Source organism: Boudabousia tangfeifanii (genome assembly GCF_001856685.1).
Taxonomy (GTDB): domain Bacteria; phylum Actinomycetota; class Actinomycetes; order Actinomycetales; family Actinomycetaceae; genus Boudabousia; species Boudabousia tangfeifanii.
Genome location: NZ_CP017812.1, coordinates 176,247 through 194,021, shown reverse-complemented (window position 1 = coordinate 194,021; position 17,775 = coordinate 176,247). Strand labels below are relative to the sequence as shown.

Here is a 17,775-nt window from a genome sequence, read left to right as displayed (position 1 = left end):
CCGTCCTCTCCCTAGGGGTTCTCTCCTAAGGGGTTCTGAGGGCGGCTAGTAGTTTTAGCGCCCCTGTCTTGTTGAGCGGCTCGTTGCCGTTTCCACACTTTGGTGATTGCACGCAGCGCGGACAACCGCTTTGGCAAGGGCACTTTTTGAGTTGTTGATAGGTCAGTTCAACCCATTCGGCCGCATTTTGGAAACCATGGTAGCTAAACCCAGCTCCCCCAGGCACGGCATCGTGGACAAAAATGGTGGCGGTGCCGGTTTGCGGGTGTAGGACAGTGGATAATCCGCCGAGGTCGGAGCGGTCACAGGTGGCCAACAGTGGCAGCATGCCAATCAGCGCGTGCTCGGCCCCGTGGAGGGCGCCGGGGAGGTCGCCCTCGGCAATCCCAATCCGATCGATGTCGCGCATGGTGAAGGTGATCCAAGTGGATTTGGTTTGTAGAGTGCGCGGAGGCAGGTCAAGATTCCGGTTGGTCACAAAGTGCATTCCCGGCTGACGCAGCACGTCATAGTCGGTGATTTGAGTGATGACATTGGTGTTGCCGTGTTGCCAAACAATTCCGCTTTCTGGCTGGGCGAAGGCAGGGCCCGGACTGGTGATTTGGACAGTAAGTTGTTCGGTGGGGCGAGTACGCAGATCGCCTCGGTAATCAATCACGGTAGCAGTCAGGTCATCAAGCTGGGTGACAGTGTATAGCTGGCCTTGGTGAATGTAGATGGCTCCGGGGTGCACTAGGTTATGGGCCGAGGCCGCATCTACGGTACCGATCACTTCCCCGCTGTCTCGGCGCACTACTTGGATGGGATCTCCGCCGGTGCCCCGCAAGTCCGCTAGGTCGTGGGCAGAGCGAGGTAGGGTGGCGTTCCAGAACCAGCCGCCAGGGCGTTTCACTAGGAGACGATTGGCGGCTAGGGTGGCGATTGGGCCGGGCACTAGCTGCGAATCTGTAGCGGTGTCTTGAACGCTTTGAGCCCCTTCGCTTGACACGGTTAGGTCGAAAAGTTTCCAGTCTGCTGGCCCCAGGGGTAGCTCGGCGGCGGCAGCACATAGATGCGGACCCAACACAAAGGGGTTAGAGGTATCGAATACCGAGTGTTCAGGTGGGTCAGCCAGCATTTCTGGATGGTGAATCAAATAGTCATCGAGTGGATTTTCGGAGGCCACGAAAATGGCTACCCCAGCTTTTCCAGCACGTCCGGAGCGGCCTGCCTGTTGCCAGATGGAAGCGATTGAGCCGGGCCAGCCGGCAGTGATGGCAACTTCGAGCCCAGCAATATCGATCCCTAGTTCGAGCGCATTGGTGGTGGCCAGACCGACTAGTTCGCCTTCTCTGAGGGCTTTTTCAAGGGCTCGGCGTTCATCAGGCAGGTAGCCACCGCGGTAGGCGGCAATCTGATGTTTTACCCCAAAGTTTCCAGTTTTGGTGCTGAGTTTTTCAACTGTGAGTAGCTTTTGGGCGATTTGGGCGACTTGTTCAGCTCCATAACGGGATCGGACGAAAGCCAGCGTCCGGATTTGCTGGTTGGCAAGGTAAGCTAAAAGATGCGCAGTTTCGGTACTAACTGAACGCCGTTCGTGATGCAGGCCTGCTACTAGTTCGGCGGCTTCCTCGAGAGTATTTTCCTCTGCGCTGTTTGCAGTGTCGCTTAGTTGTGCCAGCGGGTCTCTGAGGGCTGGTTGCCAGTACCAGAGTTCTTTGGCGGCTGCCGGGGAAGCATCTTCGGTGATGGCCTTAACTTCGTCATTTTCGCACCCCAAGATTTGGGCGAGGCAGGCTGCCGGTTCTGCCAAGGTAGCAGATAGCCCAATTACTGTGGGGTTCGCCCCGTAGTGCCTAGCCAGTCTGAGAAGTCTACGAATAACGAGGGCGGTATGGGCTCCGGCCACTCCCCTTTGGGCGTGAATCTCATCAATGATGAGGTATTTGAGCGAGCGGAGGAAGCGAGTCCATTGGGCGTGGCCCGGTGCCATCACGTGGTGGATATAGTCTGGATTCGAAATGATAATGTCTGCACTACCCCGAGCCAGTCGTTTTAGTTCACTGGCAGTATCCCCGTCGGCAGTGAAGGCTTGTACGGGCAGTGGTGGCTGGGTACTGTGTATCAGCTTTTGCAAAGTTTGCAACTGATCCGCAGCTAGAGCCTTGGTGGGGCAAAGGTATAGCGCGGTTGGTCTACGACCTAGCTGTGAAATACGAGTAGTCGCACTAGTTGCGTCAATAGCTAGATCCGAAAGAATTGGCAACCAAGCTGCCCAAGATTTACCTGAACCAGTCCCGGTAGCTAACACGGTGTGGGTGCCCTCGTGGGCACTTTGGGCACAGGCTAGTTGGTGTTCCCAAAGCTCATCGATTCCTTGGGCATTGGCGGTAGCGATTACTTCTGGAGCTACCCAGTTCGGCCAAGGGGCATAGCTGGCCGTACGGGCAGGAATTGTCTGGACTTTTACTAGCCGTCCATCCTTTTGCCCCCTAGCTTTTAAGCTTTCAAGGGCTGGATCCATTTAGTGTGCGCCCCCGTGCGTTAAACCCAGTAGCGCCAATAATGCTGGGCTAGAAACCCAAATCAGACCAGCAACAATGAACGGGATTAGGTAGTAATCGTAGTGCTTATTTTTCGCGCCGACTACGAAAGCAGCAAAGGCAGTGAAGGCTGCAATCAAACCGGTGACAATCGTGATTCCAAGTAAAAAGTTGGTGCTAAAGCGCTCAGCAAACGAGGTGTAGGACACGGCCAAAGTAACTACACCGATCAATAGGAGCACCGTACAAAATGACTTTGCCCGAGTAGTTTCTTCTTTAGCAATATCTGCTTTGCTAGCTTTCATTTTCTAGCTCCTTTTCCTCGTTAGAAGGTCAAGGCCATAAACGCATCAACGCTAGTTTCCCAACCAGCTATTTTGCTGCTAATGCCTCACCTTTCCAGCTTTTACACCTTAGCATTTAACCGCCTAACTGCGTGGTTTTACTCTCCCAATTCAGTAATTGCTTTTGCCTGAGCAACTCGTCGAAAAGTCCCCAGCCAAGGGATCGTCCGCTCAATTTCAACCTTAATTTGTGCTTTAGTGACCGTTTGCCGCAAAAACCGTAAAACCTGAGCGTCTTCATGCCCTACGGGGATTTGCTTCTCACTTTGACAAGCAACTAGCTGAGCGCCGTTAGCTAGGGCTATTTCTTTGGCCAGCAAACAAGGTTCGTAATCTGTTTTCAAAAGATTCTTAGCACCTAGTTCACTAACGCTAATGGCTGTTAAGTCTGCCGCTTGTTGTGCTCTCTGAGTCATCCAAGCAACTTGTCCTACCGCCAATATTCCAGCAGTTAATACGACTCCTGTTCCCAAGAGACCAACCGCCCGCATTGTTCCAGACATTTTGCTTAACCACCTTAGAAATCGTTATTGCTCTTGCCCCCTCAGCCTGCATTTTGGCATCTGAACGTTAACGCTTAGGGCTCAGTTTGTTGCCAGCTATCTTGTTCCTGCCAGATAGTGGCTTGACAAGTTACCGCTGGTAAGTGCCAGTTGCCAAGCATTTTCGACTGTTTAACGACGCTTACTGTTACTTGCGAACCGGTAACTTGTAAAGACACATTTGGCAGATCGACTTTACCTGCCTCGGTCGTGCCCGAAACGGCTGCTTGTCGTGCAGCATTCCGAGCAAGTTCACAAGCTTGTAAATAGTCAACTGACACTCGTCCACCAGCAAAAAGTAGGCTCAATGCCAGCACCACAATTGGCGCAGTCACGGCTGTTTCTGCGGTTACCATCCCGGCACTGTTCCCTCGAAATATGGAACCTTGTTTGAGAGACCACCCACCAGTTTTTCGTCTCATTGTCCCTCCCTAAAGTGATAACTAGCTTTGAGAAACTGCGATTAAACGGTAAAGGCAGAGTTGATCATTTTGGTCAGCATAGCTTTAAAGGGCGCAGATTTAGCAATAGCTAGTAGCACCCCAGCGATGGCAGCTGCGGCCAAAGTACCGATGGCATATTCTGCGGTACTCATCCCGTCTTCTTGACATAACAGTTCGCGCCGACCACCCTGACCATCAACTACTTCTGCTGTGGCATTTTTTAACCTCCTACCAGTGTGGTGAAGATTGAGATTCTCCCAGCTGTGTAGCTGACAGTAGGCTGAGGTCCAAAGACCAGTTAGTTTTTCTTCAAATTTTTTCATGTTTGCTCCTTTCACTTTGGCTCTTTCATCATCTAAAAAATCGACGCTTTCACTCCTAAGAACACAAGTGGGTTGGGGAAAGGTTAGCTGTGGAAAAGAGCGGGGAATTAACTGGAATAGAGTCGCAGATCAACTGTGAAAGAGGGTTAAAATAGCCGGGAAAATACTCCAGGCAATAAACGCGGGAAGAAAGCAAAGTCCCAAAGGAAGAGTCAATTTTATCGCTAACTCTTCAGCAGCCTTTCGTGCATATTGTTCTTGCTTTAAGGCCACTGACGAACCAAAATGTATCAACTGCTCGCTTGGATCAGCACCTATTAGCCAAGTTTTTTCTAGCACGCCAAATAGCTCTTCCCGCACTTGGAAGTCAAATATCTGGGATTCTTTCCGTGGAAATAATCGCCATCGCCCAGCACCTTTAGCGCTTGTTGGCTTAGTCTTGTAACGACTGGGAGTATCCACTTGCCAAAAGGACTCCAAAACAAGCTTTTGCCCAAAACTAACCAGATCGTCATGTTCGCAAGCTGAAGCGACCTCGACCAATACCTGTGGCAAAGAACCCGCAGTTTGTAATCCTTGTGCCAACAGCACACACTGAACTGGCCAAGGGACCGCTAACGCTGAATCCCCTACCGCTATCGCACGATGCCACAATAACCGACTCCACCCCCACCCTAAGAGCCAAGCGATCGTGCCCAGAACTAGTGCAACCCAGCCAAGGAAAGAGCCGAATAAAACCGTAAGCGGTGATAAGCCGACCACCTCACCCGCAATCAGACCCGCAAACGGTAAAAACCCAAGCAGTTGCACGGTTGCTTTAGGTCCCGCCAAGGCAGCATCTCGAGCATTTTGAATTGCTTGAGCACGCTCCAGTGCCGTGGCCACCAATGCGAAGCTTTTAGTCGGATCCATTCCCCAAAGGCTTGCCAGTTTTTGGGTAGCAATAGTGGCTCGAAATGCCGCTTTTTCGCCCGCTTTTGGATCCCAAGACTGCAACCATTGCTGCAGCGTTGGCGCAAAATCGGTTAGATCGACAATAGCTAGGTCACTAGTTTGGATCCCTCGATTTTGCATGGATTGACACCATTGTTCTTCCAAATTCTGGCCACTGGCTACTCCTGCCGAAACCTCACGTAATAGCGAGGCCCAAGCCAACAAATCCGGCGATAAACCGCCCGTCTTTTTCTCTCCTCTTTTAGTCTTAGTTAGCTTCATCCTTTGCATTGCCAACCCTAACTAGGCATAAACCAATAACTTCTCATTTTGCTGCTAAACCAAATAGGTTCTGGCTAGTTGGTGCCACCCAGGGCCTTGTACCCCACCGCTAACTCCAGCTTTCGTCTGCCAGGCTAACTGCGCCACTAAGCGACCGTCCTCCAGTTTAGGAACTGCCAGTTCGCTCACCCGCCGTGCTCCAGTTTTGGGATCTCTAGCTAAGTGAATAATGGCATCGACCCCAGCTAGCACCTGCACTGCCATTGCCTCGCTGGGCAATCCGGCCATAGCTCCCAGTGCCTGTAATCGTGCTGGTACCCCCTGAGCGCTATTAGCGTGGATCGTGGCGGCAGAGCCATCGTGACCGGTATTCATAGCCGAAAGCACCTCCCTTACTTCTGCTCCACGGCATTCACCTAAGACAATCCGATCTGGCCGCATCCGCATTGCCGCCCTCACCAAATCACTCAAACTAACTTCACCGGCCCCTGCCAAGTTCTTCTCTCTTTCCTGCAAACGTAGTGCATGCGGATGAATAGTTTGAATTTCTGGAACCTGTTCGACAATCACGATTCTTTGTGTGGCGGGAACCTGCCCTAACCAGGCACCTAAAAATGTGGTTTTTCCACTCCCCGTGCCACCGGAAATAAACACATTAGCTCGTTTCTTCACGAGCATCGTCAGCATGGGGGTGATCGCAGAGGGAACAGTTTCTGACTTTAACAATTCGCTCCACCCCCAAGTGGCCGGCTGTGCAGTTCTTAAACTGACCAAAATGCCTTTCGCCGCTACCGGCGGTAAAACTGCATGAAGCCGCAAAGGAAATTGACCCAAAGTTAAGGATCCATCACAGATAGGGACCGCCTGATCAAAACGAGCTTGGGCTAGAAGCGCTAACCGTCGCCCAAGCGCTAAACGCAAAGACTCTGTAAGAAAACTCTTACTGATTTGCGTAAGTCCCGCAGGGCCATCAACCCATAGTCCCTGGGGACCGAACATAATATCCGTAATCTGAGGGTTATCTGTCAACAGTTGAGTCAAAAACTGCAAACTAGAGGCCACATCATTTGGCAGTGCCGCAAAGTTGACCTGTCGCCCCAAAATACGCTCTACTCTGGCTACCTCATTGTTTTTCGGTAGTAAATCGCTAACTCCAACTTCGTTGGAAATACACCCGCTACCGATTGGTTGTTCTTCCTTTTCAGTAGGAAGGTAGTCCCCTACAATCGGCACATGTTCCCTCATGGCAGCAGAACTATCTTCCCCTACTTGATTTCCAGGTATTTCCTTGGGAACAATACTTTGGCGCGAATACTTCACGACTTTTTGAGTATTGTTCCGCAAAATCTTCTGAGATTCCGTTTGGGAAACAAGCTGAGATGGCAAAGAAACGATTGGCGTTAATGCAACAGGATCAAGATTTAACGTATTTCCAGAAGTAGCGATCCTGCCAAAAGTAATTTGTCGGTCCCCAGTCGAGATTATTGGTGAACTGGGGATATTTGGTGGCGGAGGCGGGGGCATTGTCTGCGTATGCGTCACGTTTGTTCTGCTTCCCAGGCTTGCTGCCACCACCAAGTTCGGCTCTTTAGCGGCCGAGAATCCCAAGCGGGCGTCCTCGGCAAGCAAATCAATCCAGGTATCAGTACCACGATTTCTACTAAGTAACTTCCGCATTTTCCCTCCAACTAAAAAACCGTTAGAGCGATTGTGACAAACCGGAGGTCCTCTTGAATCAAAGCGGGAGTTTTTATCCACATAAATTCGTTTGCCTTATGCTTGTGGATAGATAACTTGTTTGGCAAATACTTACGGAGGAAAACGAATGTCTTCAAAACTTGCTCCCCTAACACTCGAAAGAGTGCAGCAGTACCTCGACCAAGAAGAACTAAATTATGAAGTCGAAGAAGACGGCGTTATCGTTTTTCCCTATGGCAGCTTCATTGTTTGGATGGCTTTCGTTGAAAACCAGCTTGAATTCGCCAGCAGCTGGCAGGGTATTTTTCCGTCGTCTGAGCGCAAAACTGCTGAAACTTTCATCGAAAAATGGAATGCTGACAATAGCACAGACCAAATCAGTCTCCAAGCAGATCCCGAGGGCGATGGACTCCTCGTGTGTACCAATGGTGCTCTGTCAGCCGAAGCCGTCAGCGACGAGGTACTAGACCAGTTTTTCGCCGAACAAATGACTTTGGCCATCCGCTTGTGTCAGCAACTTGACCAAGATTTTCCTCAATTCGCCTAGCCAAACAAGAGAAGAGCCCAAAATCTAAACTGGGTTAACCGATTCCTAGAACGCCTAAACCAAGCCTGCACGATTTTGCGTCTTAGCCAAAGCGTTGGGGGGGTGTTTAGTTATCCTGCCGCGGAATTGCGGCCAGAATTGATTGAGAAATTGCTTCGCCCTCGGCCACCCCGGCAGCTAGCACCTGCAGATACCACGCCAAATAAGTTTTTACGCCCTCGGGTGTTCCACTTTGGTACGCAGCTAAAGCTTGTGCCCAATCTGCGTTTCCTAGCGGACCGGTTTTTTCGGGGACGATACCGCACGAGAGTTGGTTACCTCGCGCATCGCCTAAATCAGGCAGAGCCCAAACGCCAGTTGGCTCTACTCCACGCGCACAAAGAATCCATCGTGCAAAAGCCCAACCCAAAACAGGGTTCGCAGCTCCCCAAAGTTCCGCCAAAGCCAGACCGCTGCAAAGCCATGCCGGTGCGTCTGCCTCGGCTAAAGCTAAAGCCACTGAAAAAGCCTCTTGCCTAGGGGGCACTTCAGGAGTCTCCCAGGTTGCTTGCCAATCCAATAACAGACCCGAAAGGAGCTGCGGTGCCGGCATAGTGCTGTGTCGAGTGGTCGCAAGATCGCGACGCTCATTAAGTGGGGGTAAGGTTCCTTGGATTCGACTTTGCATGCGCCAGGCTGCCACCGCAATTTTGTTGGCCGAGGGCGCGCCTTCCAAGTCAGCCAATTGCCGTCGCAGTTCAGAAGCTAAAACCCGAGAACCAAGTAGCTTGCTGGCGTGTACCGCATTCCAGATTGCGGCCTCGGCCCGCGCTTCTTCCCACCCATTACGCAAGCCACGCGAGAAGCGCAGGCGCGCAAAATCAGGCTGTATCTCTTGCCAGGTTGCCGACAAGTCAGGATCGGAAGCCCAAAGGGCTAAAGCTCTAGCCAGCAAAGTTAAAGCTTAAAAGTAGAAGAGGAATCAGTTGGCAGCGGCGGCGCGAAGCTTTTCGCTGTTTTCATTCTGCTCTTCTAGCGCCTGACGCTGCACCTCGCGCTTAGCGCCATTCTTGCGAGCACCGTGCATACCGAACCAAGCGAAGAGAGCAATCACACCGAGGCTAAAGAGCAGACCGTGGTAGCCAGTCCATTCCAAGTGGTGAGCGATGGCCTTGCCCCAATCGTTCCAGTTACGCAAAGCGGCCAACGGTTCGGACAACAAGTTTGCGGTCCACAACGGCACGGCAATGAAAGGTGTACCAACGATCAAAAGCAGTAGAGCCGAGACGAGTTGACCCAAAGTGGACCAACGGGCACTCAAAGCAATCAAGCCCGCGATGATTAGACCGGCACCGAGTTCAATCCACGCGCCAATGGCCATTTCTCCGGTGATCGAGGGCGCGTTTTCTACCAAGGATAGGTGAGCGATACCGTCCGAGATCAAGAACCAAGAAATCACGGTAGCCAAGATGGCGTAAAGCAAAGACCAGGCATGAGCGCCAGCCCGCGAAGGCAAGGTTGCCGGGATGGAAGCAGCGGCGAATAGTTCAGCCTCGTCCAAGCCAGCTTCTTCGTTTTGGGCGGCGGCGAGCATTTCGCCAGTGCTCAAGCTTTCAGTTTCACTGGGGAAACCAGCCTTAAAACCGGCCTCTTCCCCAGCGGTTTTGTCCATCGATTCAGGGGCTGCGGTTGAAGCAGCGCTCCCTGGGGCGAAAGAAGGAACAGTTTCTGCCTCCACTGGAGTTTGGGAAACTACCGGTCCGGCCACATCAGCACCACTTGGACCAGGCTGCAGAATCTCGCCACCAGGCCCGGAAGCAGGAATAGTCGAGTTCATCCCGCCAAGCAAAGAACGGCGAGTAATCATCGTGGTTTGTAGTTCATCTTCCACCGGTTCAGTTCCGGCAGCGGCAACAGTTTCCGTTTCTGTTTCGGCAGCTACCGAAGCACCAGATTCTGCACCTTCAGCCAACACGTTGACATCTTGAGTGGAATCAGCAGTATCTGCCGGGGTTTCTTGGAAGAGGTCACTATCCCCGTCCTCGTCCAACGGCTTGGACAAGTCAGAAGGAGTGCCAACATAGTTCGCATCCTCTACTACTGGCAAGGCAGTGCTGGTGTCACCGTAAACGTCTTGCGGGTCAGTCTGGGTACCTTCAGCAGGTAGGGACACGTTTTCTTCAGCTGCGTCGAAATTACGCTCGCTCATGCTTTCCTCCAAGGGGTGGCGATAGTTCTGTCTAAAACATACCGAACATTGCCTAACAGTAAGCTTGGTACGCGCCGAAAGTCCCAAAAGTGGGCGAAACTAACTATTCGCCACACCGATCTGCGGACAAAACTGCAAAATGGGACAAACTTCACATTCAGGTCCGCGGGAATGGCAAACCTCGCGTCCGAACAAAATTACTCGATGACAAATGTCGGTGAGTTCAGGGGCCGGCCAAATCTTCGCCAGATCCTTTTCGGCAACAACCGGATTTTTACTTTCCGTCCATCCCCAGCGGCGAGCCAATCTACCAACATGCGTATCAACTGTGATTGCCGGCTGGTTGAAACAATTGCCTCGGACAACGTTCGCAGTCTTACGACCAACCCCAGGCAATTGCTCCAACAATTCAGACTCTTGCGGCACCTCTCCCCCGTACTCGGCATCCAAAATTTGGCCTAGTTCCAACAGTTGCGAGGCTCGACGGCGCCAAAATCCGAGCGGACGCACAATTTCTTGCAAGTCCACCAAGTTAGCTTTCGCCAGTGTGGCTGCATCTGGATAGGCCGCAAACAAACCGGGCGTAACCGTATTTACTCGCTCGTCAGTAGTCTGCGCTGAAAGGATTGTGGCTACCAAAAGTTCGAAAGGATTGCGATGAATCAAGGCGCATTCTGGGTGCGGATAACGCTGCGCTAAGGCATCTAAAACCGGTTCTACCGGAGCGCTTGGAGTCTTTTTTCGTCGCTTCGCGGGGCTCATCGAATCGTCCTTTCGTCAAACTCTAATTATGCCTTCAGGCCAAAATCGGAAGCAATTTGGAAAAAACTGCGTTTATGAGTGGTGCATCTAGTCACAATTGGGCAATATAGAAGTGTATGTGGATTTAGCCACCATCTGTGGCAGAGAGGAAAATAGTGGAAGTCAATGTTATTGCGCAGGTGCCGCTCTTTGCGGGGCTGAGCGAAGAAGATCAGATTGCACTTCGTTCCATGATGGGCGTTGTGGCCCTTCGTCGTGGTGAAGTGTTGTTCCATGAGGGTGATGAAGGCAAGCGCTTTTACATCCTAATGGAAGGCAAGTTGAAGTTGGGTCACTCCTCGGCTGACGGCCGCGAGAACCTGCTTGCCATCATTGGCCCTGGTGAAGTTTTGGGTGAATTGTCGTTGTTCGACTTGGGTGCCCGTTCCACCACAGCCACCGCCATTTCGCCTTCCAAGTTGTTGTACTTGGAGCACGCTGACATGGTGAATTTCTTGGAAGAACACCCCGGCATGGCCATGCACATGTTGCGCGCCTTGGCGATTCGTTTGCGTCGCACCAACGAAACCCTTGCCGACTTGGTCTTCTCAGACGTTCCTGGTCGTGTAGCAAAGGCTCTGCTCGATTTGGCAGAACGTTTCGGCGCTCGCGTGGAAGACGGCATTCACGTCCCACACGATTTGACCCAGGAAGAACTAGCCAAGTTGGTTGGCGCTTCTCGTGAAACCGTCAACAAGTCGTTGGCCGAGTTCGTTTCCCGTAACTGGATCCGCCTCGAAGGTCGCGCTGTGACCTTGTTGGATGTGGAGCGTTTGAAGCGTCGCGCTCGCTGATTTCGCCTTGGTGCGAAGCAGCTGAGATTTCAGCTTAGATAAAAGTTTTCCCCGCTAGTGACTTGGTCCTAGCGGGGAAAACTTTTATCTAGTTTTGTTTATTGCCAGCCGAGGACGGAACACGGGTTTCGTCCTCGGCCAGAAAGAATCAGGCGAGTCGGAAAGTTACTTCGACCTCGCACGAGGCGTTTAGCGGCAGAGCAGCAACGCCAACTGCGGAACGGGCGTGACCCGAGCCGAAGACTTCGGCAAGGAGTTCGCTGGCTCCGTTGATGACCTGTGGCTGGCCGTTGAAGTCTGGGGCAGAAGCAACAAAGCCGGTGACTTTGATGGCGGCAGCGAGGTTATCAACTCCCCCAGCAACTTCAGCGGCAGCAGCGATGGCGTTAAGCGCACACTGGCGAGCGGCCTGAGCGGCTTCCTCAACGCTTGGAGCGTCGGCGGTTCCCATGACACCGGTGGCAACAAGTTCCCCATCCTTTAGGGGGAGCTGACCGGAGGTCATGACGAGTTCGCCATCTTTCAAAGCGGGCAAATAGGCAGCGACCGGGGCGGCAACTGCAGGTAGTTCTAGGCCAAGTTCGGCTAGTTTTTCAGAGATTTTCATTAGTCCTCCAGAGGGCGTTTCATGTAGGCCACTAGGTTTTCAGTGCCCGAAGGCCCTGGGATAACCTGCACTAATTCCCAACCTTGGGAACCCCATTGGTCAAGAATCTGTTTAGTGGCATGGATCAAAAGCGGAACTGTTACGTACTCCCATTTAGTCATATAAGAATCATAGAGGGTAATCTATACCTATGAGTAATGGTCCCACTGGAAAAGCAGCATTAGACAAGCTAGTTGCCTACTTCTTGGCGTTTTTGGGTTTGTCGGTGCTTTTGGGCGTGGTTGGTGCTGGTTTATTGTTGCCAGCCACTGGCGCCCTCGGTCTAACCGCCCGTGCTGGTATTAGTTCTTTTGAGACTTTGCCGGACGAGTTTGAGATTTTGCCGCCCTCGCAGCAGTCTGTGATTTTGGCTGATGATGATTCGGTTTTGGCTCGTTTCTACGCCGAAGACCGCATTATTGTTCCGGCCGATCAGATTTCTGACAATATGCGTCACGCAATCGTGGCGATTGAAGACCGTCGTTTTTATCAGCACCATGGGGTTGATGGCCAGGGCATGATTCGTGCCGCTTTGTCGAATGTCGCTAAGTCTTCGACTCAGGGCGCTTCGACTCTTACTCAGCAGTTGGTGAAGAATACGCTGATTGAGAACGGCATCCAACGTGGGGATCAGGCGGCGATTAATCAGGCGAAAGTGCAGACCGTTGGTCGTAAGCTACGTGAAGCCAATTACGCGCTCGCTTTGGAGAAGAAGTGGTCCAAGGACCAGATTTTGACTCGCTATTTGAATATTGCACCGTTCGGGACCTCAGTTTACGGTGTGGAGTCTGCCTCTTTGCATTACTTCTCTACTCACGCCAAAGATTTGACCAATGCCCAGGCAGCTTTGCTGGCTGGTATTGTGCAGTCTCCTTACAACTATGATCCGACTCGTCATCCAGAAAACGCACAAAATCGACGTAACGTAGTGGCCGCGTCGATGTACAAGGCGGGCTTTATTAAAAAAGACGAGTACGAATCGATCGTTAATACTCCGGTCAAGGATCAGTTGAAGATCACCGAGCGTACAGCCGGTTGTGCGGCTGCTGGAAACGCGGCCTACTTCTGCCAGTATGTTTTGGCTGACATCATGAATAATGACGCTTTCGGTAAGACTCGTGGCGAGCGTCGTAATCTGCTGATGCGTGGCGGTTTGACCATTAAGTCTTCACTCGATCGCCGCATGCAAAATGCCGCTTTCACCTCGATTACCGAGCAGGTTCCACTGGGCGATCCTTCAAACTTTAAGATTGCGCTTTCTGCGGTTGAACCTCGTACCGGTTATATTCGCGCAATGGCTCAAAATACTCAGTACGGCACCCCGAACGAGACTGATAAGACCCGCGACTTCGTTTCCTACAATGCGGATAACGCCCACGGTGGTGGTTTGGGCCGTGCCCCTGGTTCGTCTTTTAAGACGATGACTGTGGGTGCTTGGTTTATGGATAACCGTTCGGCCTACGAATCTGCTGGCGGTAAGTTTAAGTGGAGTCGCCGCGACTTCCAGGCTCACTGTCCAGAAGCCAGCACGGACGACTGGGAAGTGGCGAACGCGCACGGTATGAGCGCCAGCGCTACGAACATTATTCGTGGTACTGAACAGTCGATTAACACTACCTTTGCGGGCATGGCTTCTAAGCTTGGCGATCTTTGTAAGATTCGTGATTTTGCTATGAAGGTAGGCGCTTACGACGGCCAAGGCAATATTCCAACTTTTGGTCCGTCTGCGGTTATTGGCGCTAACTCTGTGCCACCGCTTTACATGGCTCGTGCTTATGCCACCTTGGCTGACAACGGCAAGCAGTGTAAGTTGCAGTCGGTTTTGGAAGTTAAGGATGCCCAGGGCAAGGTCTTGTTCACGGCGAAGCCCGAATGTGAACAGGTCATTCCGGAAAAGGTAGCCAAGCAAGTCACGTTGGTTCTTAACAAGACCAATGATTCTTACCGACGCTATGGTTATGCCGATATTGGTCGCCCAGCGGCTTCCAAGACTGGTACTACGAACAACAACACCGACGGTTGGTTAGTGGGTTACACCCCGCAGCTTTCTACCGCAGTTTGGATGGGTAACTCGCAAGGTTTGGTTCCGATGCGAGACGTCAACATTAACGGCCGCTGGTGGCGTGAAGTCTTCGGTGCGGATCAGCCAGCTACCGCTTGGGCACGTTTCATGTCGATTGCAATGGAAGGTAAGCCTGTCGAAGGATTTGAACAGGTTTCTCTGGGTGATCGTCCAAAGGCAACCCCAAGAAAGTCTAAGTCTTCGAAGAAGTCCAAGAGTAAGTCAAAGCCTGCTGCGCCAGCTCCTAAGCCGGCTCCTAAACCGTAATTGGTAGGTTGAACTGACTTTTATGCGCACTTCTAAGTTCTTGGCGGGAGCAGCCCTTTTAGCCCCCATCGCGGGGTTTGCTTGGGGTGCTTTCGAACGACGTTGGCCTTATTTGGAACAAGTGACGTTAACCTTGCCTGCCGAGGGCGAGGCTACTGTTGACGCCCGCCCGCCATTGAAGATTTTGCAGGTCGCTGATTTACATTTGCGCCCCAAGGATCAGTGGCTGATTGATTTCGTGCGCGATTTAGAACGTTTAGAACCAGATTTGGTGGTTGCTACTGGGGATAATTTTGGAGCATTGGAGGCTCTGCCTAGCCTACAGGAAGCTCTGCACCCGCTATTGCGCTTCCCCGGGGTTTTCGTCCTCGGTTCTAATGACTATTTTTCCCCCAAGCCTAAGTCGTGGACCCGGTATTTACGCCGGGATCCTCGCACAGCCGACGATCCTAATGAAGATCATCGACCGGATCTTCCGACAAGAGAGCTGGTAGATTTTTTTGAGAATGCTGGCTGGGTGAATGTAGAGAATACCCAAGCTGAAATGCTTGATGGCAAGGTTCAGGTTTGGGGTACTGCTGATGCTCACATGGAAAATGACAGTTTGGATCATTTGCCTTACAAATCTGAAGCTACCAATACCCCTGCCACTGAGCTTCCTTGGTTACGTCTAGGTGTCACTCATGCACCCTATTTGCGAGTGGTTGAGGCCTTTGCCCAAACTAATATTGATCTGCTTTTGGCTGGCCATACTCATGGTGGACAACTTTGTGTTCCAGGTTATGGGGCTTTGGTTACGAACTGTGATTTGCCTAGGCCGGCGGCCTCGGGTTTAAGTCATTGGCAAGATTTGAAACTTTTTGTTTCTGCTGGATTGGGCACAAGTCGTTTTGCTCCCTTCCGTTTTGCTTGTCGCCCAAGGGCTTCGCTAATCACTATTAACTGGGTATAGCCTTATCATTTACGCCTTTTTTCATGGGAAAAAGTTGGCAAGGGGCAATCTTTTAGCTATACTAATCCAGTCCAGTTTTGGACGGCCTCGGGGTATGGCGCAGCTTGGTAGCGCGCTTCGTTCGGGACGAAGAGGCCGTGGGTTCAAATCCCGCTACCCCGACAAATGACCGGTCACGTAAGTGGCCGGTTTTCTTTTTCAATAAAAACCAACTGATTTATTGCCCTACATCTCGCCAACAAAAGGCAGGTCACATTATTTCTTTCGATTTAATAAATTTGAAACAAGTAAATATGACTTTGCCCGCAGAACCTTTTTCTTTCCTATCAATACTTATTTTTATTAGTTAGGCTGGAACTCTACGCAATTTTCGAAACGTAGGTCTTTCGTAAAACATATAGGAGAGTAAATGTCCAAGAAGAAGTTTGCAGTTGGTGCTGCCGCACTAGCACTTGCTGCTACTGTTCTTTCCCCCCTCGCATTCGCGACTAACGCTGGTTCCAAGCCAGGCTATGAGCCGGTTGGCCAGTGCGGCAACCAGTGGACCGCTGAAACGGTTATGGATTTGTTCCTACAGAACAATGATGAGAACTTCCCCAACCTGATGGTTGACGATAACGGCAACACTGTCGATTACTCGAACGGTGGTTACATTAAGGAAGTTCGCCCAGAACACGGTTACGGATTGAACCCTTCTGGCCCGGGCATGTTTGAAATCACTCACTGGACCATCGGTGCAAAAACCACTAAGACCTACGACGACCCTAAGGCAGCCAACAAGAAACTAATTGGCGAGTCGGCTGTTGCTACCGAAAAGACTACCCAGTTCTGGCGTATTCCACTGGCAACCAACTACAAGATCCCTGCCGGTACTGTTATCACTATTTCGCTGAACAATAACCAGAATCCAGACCTTTTCTCGGATTACACTTTCGATTCCGCTATGGCTAAGCACCCTAAGTTCGAAACCATGAACGATTACATGCAGATTTGGGGCAAGCCATACAGCAACTACACTTGGGAACCAGACTTGACCTCGGCCAAGCAGATCGAGGGCGGCAAGTGGGAAGTTACCCTTAATAAGGATCTCGAACCAGGCAAGGGAACCGTTTTTGGCTTTACCGCCAAGATCGCTCCAAACACCAACCTTGGCGATTGGTCCCTAGACAATAAGGGCAAGGTAGTTGTTAACGAGAAGTTCCAGGCGCTTTCTTCTGCAACCTTCTCTTACACCAGCGAACCTGGTCAAGCCCCTAAGGCTCTTGATGGCAGCGACCGCTGCAAGCCAATTCCTACTCCGGAACCAACCCCTGAAGTAAGTGACGAACCTACTCCAGAACTTCCTATTAAGGAAACTCCAGAAGCTCCAGCGGAGCCAACCCCTGAGGCTACCGTTGAACCGACCCCAGAGGCCACCGTCGAGCCAACCCCTGAGGCCAGCGTCGAACCGACCCCAGAGGCCAGCGTCGAGCCAACCCCAGAGGCTACCGTTGAACCGACCCCTGAGGCAAGCGTCGAACCAACCCCAGAGGCTACTGATGAACCGACCCCTGAGGCCACCGTTGAACCGACCCCAGAAGCCAGCGTCGAACCAACCCCAGAAGCCAGCGTCGAACCAACCCCAGAGGAAACCACCGAACCTACCCCGGAACAACCAGTAGTACCAACCCCTGAGGTCACCACTGAACCAACCCCAGAACTACCAGTAGTTCCAACCCCAGAGGTCACCGCAGAACCAACCCCGGAACAACCAGTAGTACCAACCCCTGAGGTCACCACTGAACCAACCCCGGAACTACCAGTAGTCCCAACCCCAGTAGTACCAACCCCTGAGGTCACCACTGAACCAACCCCGGAACTACCAGTGGTACCAACTCCAGTGGTACCAACCCCAGAGGTCACCGCAGAACCGACCCCAGAACTACCAGTAGTCCCAACCCCAGAGGCCACTGCAGAACCGACCCCAGAACTACCAGTAGTCCCAACCCCAGAGGCCACTGCAGAACCGACCCCGGAACTACCAGTAGTCCCAACCCCAGAGGTCACCGCGGAACCAACTCCGGAACTACCAGTAGTCCCAACCCCAGAGGCCACTGCAGAACCGACCCCAGTAGCACCAACTCCGGAAGCAACCGCTGAGCCAACTCCTGTGGTCACCGCAGAACCGACTCCGGTTACACCAACTCCTGAGGTCACTCCAGTGATCCCTGCTAAGCCAGCTCTAGGAAACACTGATCCTGTTAAGCCCGCTCCACAGGTAAACCCAGCCAATCCAGTCAACCCAGGGAGTGCATCTTTGGCAGAAACTGGCGCTGACACTCCTTGGTTGGTTGGAACTTCTCTAACCATCTTGCTAGCCGGCATTGCTTTAGTTGCAACTGCTAGACGCCGCAAAGCATGAGCTAAACACAACGATGAAAATTAGATAGTT

General features: G+C 52.0%; 17 protein-coding genes and 1 tRNA gene. 6 read left to right on the top strand and 12 right to left on the bottom strand.

Translation table 11 applies throughout. From position 1 onward, the window contains the following. Positions 1 to 25: 25 nt before the first annotated feature. From BK816_RS00655 to BK816_RS00625, 7 genes are all read right to left on the bottom strand, one after another. Complete coding sequence (locus BK816_RS00655) at positions 26 to 2,503, bottom strand: DEAD/DEAH box helicase (protein ID WP_071163452.1); 2,478 nt, start codon at positions 2,501 to 2,503, stop codon at positions 26 to 28. Further along, complete coding sequence (locus BK816_RS00650; RefSeq protein WP_071163451.1) at positions 2,504 to 2,827, bottom strand: hypothetical protein; 324 nt, start codon at positions 2,825 to 2,827, stop codon at positions 2,504 to 2,506. A 137-nt stretch (positions 2,828 to 2,964) separates the two neighbouring features. Then, positions 2,965 to 3,369, bottom strand: coding sequence for a flp pilus-assembly TadE/G-like family protein (locus BK816_RS00645; protein ID WP_071163450.1), 405 nt, complete (start codon positions 3,367 to 3,369; stop codon positions 2,965 to 2,967). 74 nt (positions 3,370 to 3,443) lie between these two features. Next, positions 3,444 to 3,764, bottom strand: coding sequence for a hypothetical protein (locus BK816_RS00640; protein ID WP_071163449.1), 321 nt, complete (start codon positions 3,762 to 3,764; stop codon positions 3,444 to 3,446). 107 nt (positions 3,765 to 3,871) lie between these two features. Then, positions 3,872 to 4,174 (bottom strand): DUF4244 domain-containing protein, encoded by a 303-nt coding sequence (locus BK816_RS00635; protein ID WP_071163448.1) that lies wholly within the window; start codon positions 4,172 to 4,174, stop codon positions 3,872 to 3,874. A 129-nt stretch (positions 4,175 to 4,303) separates the two neighbouring features. Beyond that, entirely contained in the window at positions 4,304 to 5,398 is a 1,095-nt protein-coding gene (locus BK816_RS00630) for a hypothetical protein (RefSeq protein ID WP_071163447.1), read from the bottom strand. A 45-nt stretch (positions 5,399 to 5,443) separates the two neighbouring features. Beyond that, on the bottom strand, positions 5,444 to 7,066 hold the full coding sequence (locus tag BK816_RS00625) for a CpaF family protein (protein ID WP_071163446.1): 1,623 nt from the start codon (positions 7,064 to 7,066) through the stop codon (positions 5,444 to 5,446). 148 nt (positions 7,067 to 7,214) lie between these two features. Between BK816_RS00625 and BK816_RS00620 the strand changes: the two genes are divergently transcribed. Continuing rightward, complete coding sequence (locus BK816_RS00620; protein WP_071163445.1) at positions 7,215 to 7,634, top strand: YbjN domain-containing protein; 420 nt, start codon at positions 7,215 to 7,217, stop codon at positions 7,632 to 7,634. Positions 7,635 to 7,740: 106 nt separating this feature from the next. Here BK816_RS00620 and BK816_RS00615 read toward each other — a convergent pair whose 3' ends face one another. The 3 genes from BK816_RS00615 to nth all read right to left on the bottom strand — a co-directional run bounded on the left by BK816_RS00615 (position 7,741) and on the right by nth (position 10,584). Next, entirely contained in the window at positions 7,741 to 8,568 is an 828-nt protein-coding gene (locus BK816_RS00615) for a hypothetical protein (RefSeq protein WP_071163444.1), read from the bottom strand. 27 nt (positions 8,569 to 8,595) lie between these two features. Beyond that, on the bottom strand, positions 8,596 to 9,822 hold the full coding sequence (locus tag BK816_RS00610; protein ID WP_071163443.1) for a hypothetical protein: 1,227 nt from the start codon (positions 9,820 to 9,822) through the stop codon (positions 8,596 to 8,598). A gap of 99 nt (positions 9,823 to 9,921) precedes the next feature. After that, positions 9,922 to 10,584: an endonuclease III gene (nth, locus tag BK816_RS00605; RefSeq protein WP_071163442.1), complete on the bottom strand. Its 663-nt coding sequence runs from the start codon at positions 10,582 to 10,584 to the stop codon at positions 9,922 to 9,924. A 155-nt stretch (positions 10,585 to 10,739) separates the two neighbouring features. Between nth and BK816_RS00600 the strand changes: the two genes are divergently transcribed. After that, entirely contained in the window at positions 10,740 to 11,417 is a 678-nt protein-coding gene (locus BK816_RS00600) for a Crp/Fnr family transcriptional regulator (RefSeq protein WP_071163441.1), read from the top strand. A 148-nt stretch (positions 11,418 to 11,565) separates the two neighbouring features. Here BK816_RS00600 and BK816_RS00595 read toward each other — a convergent pair whose 3' ends face one another. Both BK816_RS00595 and BK816_RS09020 read right to left on the bottom strand, forming a co-directional pair. Continuing rightward, the gene (locus tag BK816_RS00595) at positions 11,566 to 12,024 is read right to left on the bottom strand and encodes a RidA family protein (protein ID WP_071163440.1); all 459 of its coding nucleotides are present in this window, start codon (positions 12,022 to 12,024) and stop codon (positions 11,566 to 11,568) included. Beyond that, positions 12,024 to 12,185, bottom strand: coding sequence for a DUF4177 domain-containing protein (locus tag BK816_RS09020; RefSeq protein WP_083378954.1), 162 nt, complete (start codon positions 12,183 to 12,185; stop codon positions 12,024 to 12,026). Before BK816_RS09020 ends, BK816_RS00595 begins: the two co-directional genes overlap by 1 nt. A gap of 29 nt (positions 12,186 to 12,214) precedes the next feature. Between BK816_RS09020 and BK816_RS00590 the strand changes: the two genes are divergently transcribed. The 4 genes from BK816_RS00590 to BK816_RS09755 all read left to right on the top strand — a co-directional run bounded on the left by BK816_RS00590 (position 12,215) and on the right by BK816_RS09755 (position 17,745). Then, positions 12,215 to 14,392 (top strand): transglycosylase domain-containing protein, encoded by a 2,178-nt coding sequence (locus BK816_RS00590; protein WP_071163439.1) that lies wholly within the window; start codon positions 12,215 to 12,217, stop codon positions 14,390 to 14,392. Positions 14,393 to 14,414: 22 nt separating this feature from the next. After that, positions 14,415 to 15,344 (top strand): metallophosphoesterase, encoded by a 930-nt coding sequence (locus BK816_RS00585; RefSeq protein ID WP_071163438.1) that lies wholly within the window; start codon positions 14,415 to 14,417, stop codon positions 15,342 to 15,344. A gap of 88 nt (positions 15,345 to 15,432) precedes the next feature. After that, a tRNA-Pro gene (locus BK816_RS00580) sits at positions 15,433 to 15,506 on the top strand. A gap of 247 nt (positions 15,507 to 15,753) precedes the next feature. Further along, positions 15,754 to 17,745 (top strand): hypothetical protein, encoded by a 1,992-nt coding sequence (locus BK816_RS09755; protein WP_071163437.1) that lies wholly within the window; start codon positions 15,754 to 15,756, stop codon positions 17,743 to 17,745. Positions 17,746 to 17,775 lie beyond the last annotated feature (30 nt).